General features: G+C 33.1%; 7 protein-coding genes. All 7 read left to right on the top strand.

The features are described from left to right. Positions 1-411: 411 nt before the first annotated feature. The 7 genes from ACFSQ0_RS11425 to ACFSQ0_RS11395 all read left to right on the top strand — a co-directional run bounded on the left by ACFSQ0_RS11425 (position 412) and on the right by ACFSQ0_RS11395 (position 7892). Positions 412-1500, top strand: a complete 1089-nt coding sequence (locus tag ACFSQ0_RS11425; protein ID WP_379048373.1) for a hypothetical protein — start codon at positions 412-414, stop codon at positions 1498-1500. A 78-nt stretch (positions 1501-1578) separates the two neighbouring features. Then, positions 1579-2520: a glycosyltransferase family 2 protein gene (locus ACFSQ0_RS11420; protein ID WP_379048371.1), complete on the top strand. Its 942-nt coding sequence runs from the start codon at positions 1579-1581 to the stop codon at positions 2518-2520. A 7-nt stretch (positions 2521-2527) separates the two neighbouring features. Continuing rightward, complete coding sequence (locus ACFSQ0_RS11415) at positions 2528-3457, top strand: DUF6625 family protein (protein WP_379048369.1); 930 nt, start codon at positions 2528-2530, stop codon at positions 3455-3457. Positions 3458-3467: 10 nt separating this feature from the next. Continuing rightward, the gene (locus ACFSQ0_RS11410; protein ID WP_379048367.1) at positions 3468-4589 is read left to right on the top strand and encodes a polysaccharide pyruvyl transferase family protein; all 1122 of its coding nucleotides are present in this window, start codon (positions 3468-3470) and stop codon (positions 4587-4589) included. Then, complete coding sequence (locus ACFSQ0_RS11405) at positions 4590-5726, top strand: glycosyltransferase family 4 protein (RefSeq protein WP_379048365.1); 1137 nt, start codon at positions 4590-4592, stop codon at positions 5724-5726. After that, positions 5719-6861: a glycosyltransferase gene (locus ACFSQ0_RS11400; protein WP_379048363.1), complete on the top strand. Its 1143-nt coding sequence runs from the start codon at positions 5719-5721 to the stop codon at positions 6859-6861. The genes ACFSQ0_RS11405 and ACFSQ0_RS11400 overlap by 8 nt, the downstream gene beginning before the upstream one ends. Continuing rightward, the gene (locus tag ACFSQ0_RS11395; RefSeq protein WP_379048361.1) at positions 6861-7892 is read left to right on the top strand and encodes a glycosyltransferase family 4 protein; all 1032 of its coding nucleotides are present in this window, start codon (positions 6861-6863) and stop codon (positions 7890-7892) included. Before ACFSQ0_RS11400 ends, ACFSQ0_RS11395 begins: the two co-directional genes overlap by 1 nt. Positions 7893-7898 lie beyond the last annotated feature (6 nt).

Below are 7898 nucleotides of genomic sequence, written 5' to 3'. Positions count from 1 at the left end.
GTTTCGTTTTCTCCTGTATCCGACGAGCGCAGCGAGAGGAATACACCGTAAAGAAAATGAAAATTAGGACATAGCAAGATTGATGAATTGTTATGATGTAGGTTTTGAAAAAGTAATTAAACTCCCTACTTTTCGACTGCACCTCGATACAAGAGTTTTTGTCTGCCGTCAAAAACCCTCACTCGGTGTGACAAGGCAGGTATTAAACGGAATTAGTGCGACCTTTTGGGAGTCCCGACGCTTCGGGATCTCGATACTTCGCATTTTTGTTCTATCGCCCAAAAATCCAAAACTCGACATGACAAGGAAGGTTTTTTCCTTACCCCCTCGCTGTTGCTCGATTGCATCCCGAAAAAAGTAATTTTAAAAAAATACTATCTTTATACTGTTAACCAACACCTAAACCACCCTATGAGGCTAGCAGACTTATACGATTACAACCCCTTTGAGCGAGAAATAGATGAGGATATTATAAATACGCCCAAGGACCCTGAAGCCTATCACCAACTATTTATCAAACGCATGTTGGCCGCATTAGAATTTCAAGATTTTAAAATTAGTGAACAGAAAGAAGTTGAAAATAAACGGGATTACCTGTTGCACCGTTATCAAACTGCTAATTTACGGATAAAGGAGGGGAGTAATTACTGGCGTTCATTCATCGCTGAGTTTTGTGAATTGGAGATCGAAGGGTTAAAGAATTCTGAGTATCCAGAAATACGCAATTACCTCGCCTATTTAAAAAAGAACAAAAAGGCTTATAGGCGTATAGATCGCGCGGTTGACTACCGACCAGATAGCCCAGAGCTTATCGGAATAGAGCGTTTTATTACCGAGAATATGGGTTCAATAGATTATTTCAATTTTACTGACTTAAGAGATGAACTATACTATCTAGAGCAGAATTTTGCCAATTATTACGCGCAACATTTTATAGGCGAATTAGAGTTGCCGGTGGTTTATGCCTTTCCGTCTGTTGTTGATAAAATAAAAGCGATACGCCATTTGGTAAACTCTGCTTATTTAACAACTGCTACCCAAAATGATTTGAAACAGCTGCTGTGCCGCTGGGTGCGCCAATTGACCAATCATATCATCTACACGCTCGATTTAAGTGCAGCAGACTTTGATCAAGAAGATTTTATGCAACATTTTGCACAAGCCATTCATTACCAGCCACAGTCTAGTTCAAGCAAGGCCATCCATTATCCCACAGCTATTTTTAGTTGTTCACAGGCTTATTTGCTGTTTCATGCCATTGCGCAAAAGGCCGATAACCAAACCACCCTGAGTTATGTTTACCGCAGAATGCAAGAAAAAGACCAGCTGATTATCCCTCGGGATTATGAGTTTAGAACCTGGTACAACCAGCAAGGTTACCCCCTTAACCTAGACTATACCACGCTAACCTTGTCTAAAAGCTTCTCAAAAGAGCGTGAGTTCTTTGTAGATTTGCTGTATGAGCAATACGGCTTGGCGGTTGAAAAAAAAGAAGCTTAACGGCTAACTTACCTAAACCTCCCGATTAGAAACCAACAAAAATGCGTATACTTGTAGCTTAAAAGAAAAGGCAAATTTATGGCAGAACAGCCCCTTGTTTCTATCATTATTCCCACCTACAACCGAGCCCATCTTATAGGAGAGACCCTGGACTCGGTGTTGGCGCAAACCTATACCAATTGGGAGTGTATTGTAGTAGACGATGGCAGCACCGATGCTACCGATGAACTAATGGCGAAATACTGCGCCAAAGACTCGCGCATACGGTACTACCACCGACCCGATGAACACCTGCCGGGTGGAAACGGAGCTAGGAACTATGGTTTCAAAATGAGTAAAGGCGAATACATTCAGTGGTTTGATTCTGATGATTTGATGCATGTCGAAAGCTTAGAGATTAAAGTCAGAAATATAATAAGATCTAAAGTTGATGTTATAATTTCTAAAACTACTACATCAATAAATAAGCTCGGAACTCAATATAGTAATTTACGCAAAGAGTTTGATATAGTGGAGAAAAATGATTTTTATATTGACTTTATTAAGTCTAGGAATAATATTTTAATAGGAGACCCTATTATTGTAAGAAGTAAAACTATTGATGTGATTTTTGATGAAAAATTAATTAGAGGTCAGGATCATGACTATTTAATACGTTTGTTTAGTCAGTCATTAAAAATAGGACGAATTCGAAATTATCTTTATTATTATCGTAAAAGTGAAAATTCAATAACACGCCAAGCTGCAAACTTGAAGTTTAAGTTCGCAAATACTCAGATATTGTTGAATAAAAAAATGCTTAGTAAATATTCTGAAATAGATGAGGTTGCTTTTGAATATCACCGTAAAAACAGGAAGCTTTATAGGTCTTATATAGAAAAAAATAGGCCTTATTTTGTTTTTTTACACTATAATTTTTTCAGGAAATCTTTTAATTTAAGTATTGTTGAATTTTCTATTTATCTTTTTTTAAATATGATTTTTAAAAAAGGATTTGATCGTATGAAATATAAAATTTAACATTCAAATGAAATCAATCCTTCTCATCATCCCTTATTTTGGCAAATGGCCACTTTGGTTTGAGGCTTACCTCAAATCTATTGAGAAGAATCCTACAATTAATTGGTTATGCCCTACTGATTGTGAAATTCCTGATAATCATCCAGACAACATCAAGTTTTTACGAACAACATTACCAGAATTAAATAAAAAAGTAAACCCTATAGTTGAAGCAGAAGTCCCTTTAAACCCAAGAAAGTTCTGTGATTTAAAACCAGCTTATGGCGAAATTTTTTCTAAGGAAGTTGCTGAGTACGATTTTTGGGGCATCTGTGATATGGATATTATATGGGGAGATATCCGTAAATTCATGACAGAAGATATTCTAAATAGCTTTGATATGATTTCCAGCAGAAAGGAAGCGATTTCAGGCCATTTTAATTTGTTCAGAAATACAGCGCAAATCAATAGCTTGTACAAAAAATTACCCAACTATAAACAATTATTTGAGGTGCCAGAGTTTAAGTGGACAGATGAAGTTGTACTTACAGCATATCTCAAAAACTCTGATGTATTTAGAAATTTAAATATCAAAGTTAAGTGGGACAGTATTTTATGCAACCAAGAACGCGGCAAAGACTCACACCAAGAATATCACTTAGACAGATGGTTGTGGGATAATGGCAAGATGATAAACACCAAAACAGATGAAGAAGTGATGTATTTGCACTTTATCAACTGGAAGAGAACCATGAAGTTTTCAGAAATAAAATACAAAGACAGCCAACAGCAATTTTATATTTCATATCAAGGGATGCATTACCAAAGCAACACCCAATTAAAGCATCTACTCAATGAGATTAAAAACTTTTTTCAAGGTTATTATGTAAGATTAAAGAAAAATGAGTTAAAGAAAAAGAAAAACACTTACTTAAAGGGTTTAAAAAATAAATTATAAAGTTGAAGTCTTGAATAAAATATCACATTATATTGAAGTTCTTAGAAGAGAATTAAAATTCTTACCATCCACGATAACATATATTTTTTCAAATAAAAAGAGAGCATTCTATGTTGGGTGTACAGGTATGCAGAATTTGGGCGATAATGCCATTTTAGTTGCTATTAAAAAATCTTTCGAATCAAAATTAAATATTTATGAAATATCTTACAATAAGCCAAGCTCAGGTAGGTTTTTAAGAAAAATAATGTCGTCGCCTGATTTTATAATTCTGGGAGGAGGAACAATCATAAGAAAACGAAGAAATGAAAGTTATTTAAGAATTTTAAATAAAATGCTTAATAGATATCCTAATTCGAAATTAATAGTTTTAGGACCTGGAGTAGCTGACCCTGAATTCGCTCAAATGATTAATTTTCCAGTAGATAAAGTAGGGTGGAGAGATACTTTGAATAAAGCTACCTTTTTATCTGTGCGAGGTGTATTATCTAAGAAAGAGTTAGAAAAGTGGAGTGTTAAAACAAATATTAAAGTTTATCATGACCCCGCAATTTATTTTACGAAAAGTGAAATTAAACTTAAAAGTAAAACAAAAAAAATAGGTTTAAATTTTGCAAATATAAGCAATAGGATATATGGCGGCGATCAAAGAACGATAGAAAAATTCGCTTATAAGCTTGTTGAGAGATTGATAAATACCGGCTGGGAAGTCTATCTTTACCCAACGACGCGGCAAGATACAGAATATATGCTTGAAAAAATTAGGTTAAAGGATTTTAAGGAGATAACTGTTTATTATAATTACTCTAATTTAAAGAAATCATTAAGCTTTTTGGAGTCGCTGGATGTTTTTGTTGGGCAAAGATTACATTCTATTATTTTTTCTGCCTGTGTGGGCACCCCGTTCCACGCCTTGGAGTATGAGCCAAAGATTTCTGATTTTATTTATACTACGGGATTAACTAGTGCATATAAAACCAAAGTAGATAATTTGAGCGTTGATGAAATTTTATTAAAAATTAATCATCTATATTCAAATTTAGATTACGAACAGCAAAAATTATTTGGCAAAATGATAAAAATTAAAAATCAACAAATTAATATCGTCAATCACCTTTTAAAGAATCTTTAAATGAAAATTGCTATTTTACATCCATTTACTCCTAAAGCTGCAGGAGTTGTTGAAAGTAGTGTTGCTACCTATCACAGTCAGCCACACTTAAAGTCGTTAAAACGATATAAGGATAAAACGCAAAATGCTTGTGAAATTCACTATTTGACATCAAAATTTAGTAGTTATAATTATGATTTTGAAGGCATAACATATCGTTTTTTTCCAGTAGATTTTAAGTTTAATAATGATCATAAAAAATGGAAAAAGCAGCAATCTAAAAAATGTTTAAAGTTCTATCAAAAATCCACACCGGATGTATCCATTATTAATATGTCTGGCCACTCAAGTCCTTTCTCTTATGATCTTTCTAAAGTTATCCTAAACAAAGGTAAAAAGTATATTGCTATGCTTGGAGGTCAACATTATTCGGACAATGATAGAAATAGGGAGTATTATAAAAATGCGCATCATATACTCGTACACACACATTTGCAGAAGCAATCGATGGAAAAGTTAGAAATGTTTAAAGATTTAGATATCAGAGTTTTTCCGTTAGGTGTTGACTGCGATGTATTTAAGCCTTCTCAAAAGAATACGACACAAGCAAAACTTTTATATGTTGGTAGAATTGTAGAGTGGAAGCGTATTCATTTAGCAATTGAAGCCTTAGATAAACTTGTAAATAATGGATTTGAGAAAGCAAGTTTAGACATTATAGGTCCAGTTTTTTCAGAGCCTTATCTTGATAAGCTAAAAAAGCTTGTTGAAGATAAAGGTTTAGACAATAAAGTAAATTTTTTAGGTCACAAGGAACATAATGAGCTTGTGCGATATTTTCAAGAAGCTGATTTATTTATGCTACCAAGTGATAAAGAAACCTTTGGTATGGTAATGATTGAGGCCATGGCATGCGGCACACCCGTAGCAGGTATTGACTGTCCTGGAGGTCCAAAAGATGTGATTACTTCAGGAATAAACGGCTTACTCAGTCAACCAGAAAACTATGCACAAACAGTTTTAGAATATTTCAAAGATGAAAAGAAATCCTACGAAGTTTCTAAAAATGCAAAAGAAAAAGCTATAACTGATTTTAGTTTAGATAAAACATATCAGGTCCTAGAAAGTTCTATTAATGATGCCCTGAGTAATGAATAAAATAAATTTTAAAGATTATAGTCTAAAAGTTTATGTTCCGGAAGAATTAAGTCAATCTTCTTTTTTTCTAACCGGGCTGACAGAGTTTTCTGCTAAGGTAGGTTTAAAGATTAAATACATAAATAATTTTAAAAAAAAGAAGGGCAGAACAATCATTGATGAAGGAATGGTAAGTTATACAGAACAAGAATTTCCAAAAACTGCTTATTTTGAATTGTGTAATAGGAAATTTTCTAAAACTGTTTTTTTTGCTGTAGATACTTATGATTTTGAAAATCAGTTCTCATCATATGCATTAGAGAACTGTGATTTCGTATTTAAAAGAAATTTTTCATACGATATGGTTAATCATTTACCAAAGCAGCATACTGCTAAATTATGTAGCTTAGGTTTAACATTTAAAGTTTATTCAAGTTATTTCACAAAAAATAAAAGATTAAAATATAAATATTTACTTACTAACATTGTTAAATCACTAAAGATTGACAGTTACCTTTTCAAAAGACTTAATAAAAAGTTGACTTACCATAAGAACCAATTATCACTTCTGAAAAATCCCCGATACATAAACGATTATAACAACTATTCAGAAGCTAATGAGAACATTGTTTTTTTTCAAACACGTTGTTTCGAAGACGATTCAAACAATGATGTTAAAGAAATACACGAACAGCGCTATAAAATTATAAAACTTTTGTCTCTTGTTTTTAATAATAAATTTAAAGGTGGTTTTATTAAATCAAAATTAGCTACTGAAAAATATAGTGACGCTTTAACCAATGTTCCATCAGAACCGCATAAATATTTAAAGGCCTTGAAGCAAGCGAAAGTAGTCATCTATACCCGTGGCCTAGCAAAATCACCAGCATGGAAAATGGCGGAATATATGTCGCAAGCCAAGGTGATCATTGCAGAGAAATTAACTACAGATTTACCTGTGCCATTAACGCATGGCAAGGAATTGCTTTTCTTTGAAAATAACGAAGAGCTAATAAGTAATATAAAATTAGTGTTAGAAAATGATAAGTTAGCGAATCAACTTTCTATAAATGCTAGGGCATATTTTGAAAAACATATACATCCAGAGCAAACAGTTAAACGGGTATTAGAAACTGTTATAAATGAGAAATTGTAATGCAAACCATTTTTATTCATCACCGCTCTACCCATCACGCTAAAAACTCAGGTTATAGTCGTTTAATAGATTATTTTCCAGACCCAACAAGCATTTATGGTAGAAATATTATGCCTTATAAAATAGCTAAACTCATTAGTAAGGTCAGCTCAAAACAAGCAGGTTTGTATGATTCTACAAGTGTGATGAAAGAGTATGAGCTTTTAAGAGTTTTAAAATCTAATAAAAGCAAAGCTAGCATCGTGCATTATCTTAATGGTGAACGTGATGTGCGTTTTAATGTAAAATACAATAGACGCAAAAACCTTAAGTATTTTGCAAGTTTTCATAAGCCTCCTGCCATACTAAAAACGCAAATAACAAACTTAAGCTATTTAAAGAGTTTAAATGCAGCTGTTTGCGTGGGCGAGAATCAGGTCGACTTTATTAAAGAATGCTTGCATTTAGAACACGTTAAATATATACCTCATGGTGTAGACACTCAATTTTTTACACCTTTAGCATCTAAAACAACTGTAAAGCAGTCAAAAAATATTTTATTCGTAGGGCAGCATTTACGTGATTTTAAAACTTTTAACACTGTAATTAAAGTACTTATTGAAAAGATTAAAGGGGTGCAAGTTGATGTAATTTTGCGTAAAGAATATGCTACTGAAATACGCCTACACGATAAGATTAAGATTCATCACAATATAAATGATATAGAATTAAGGTCTTTTTACCAAAAGGCAGATGTATTATTTTTACCTTTACTTGACGCTACGGCCTGTAATTCTATTTTAGAAGCTTTGGCTTGTGGTTTACCCATTGTAACATCAGATGTTGGAGGTGTTTCAAGCTACTTAAGGAATACGGGTAATTTTTTGCTAAGTGATCAAGATGCCTATATTGAGACACTAGTAAAAATTTTAAAAAATCCTGAGCAATTGGAAAATATATCTAGGCTGTCAAGACAAAAAGCCTTAGAATATGACTGGATGGAAATTGCGAATCGTGTTAGTGAATTTCATAATCTTGTAATGAATAATTAATCAAAA

The sequence above is a fragment of the Mesonia sediminis genome, assembly GCF_042684705.1.
Lineage (GTDB): Bacteria > Bacteroidota > Bacteroidia > Flavobacteriales > Flavobacteriaceae > Mesonia > Mesonia sediminis.
This window is presented reverse-complemented; position numbering and strand designations above follow the sequence as displayed.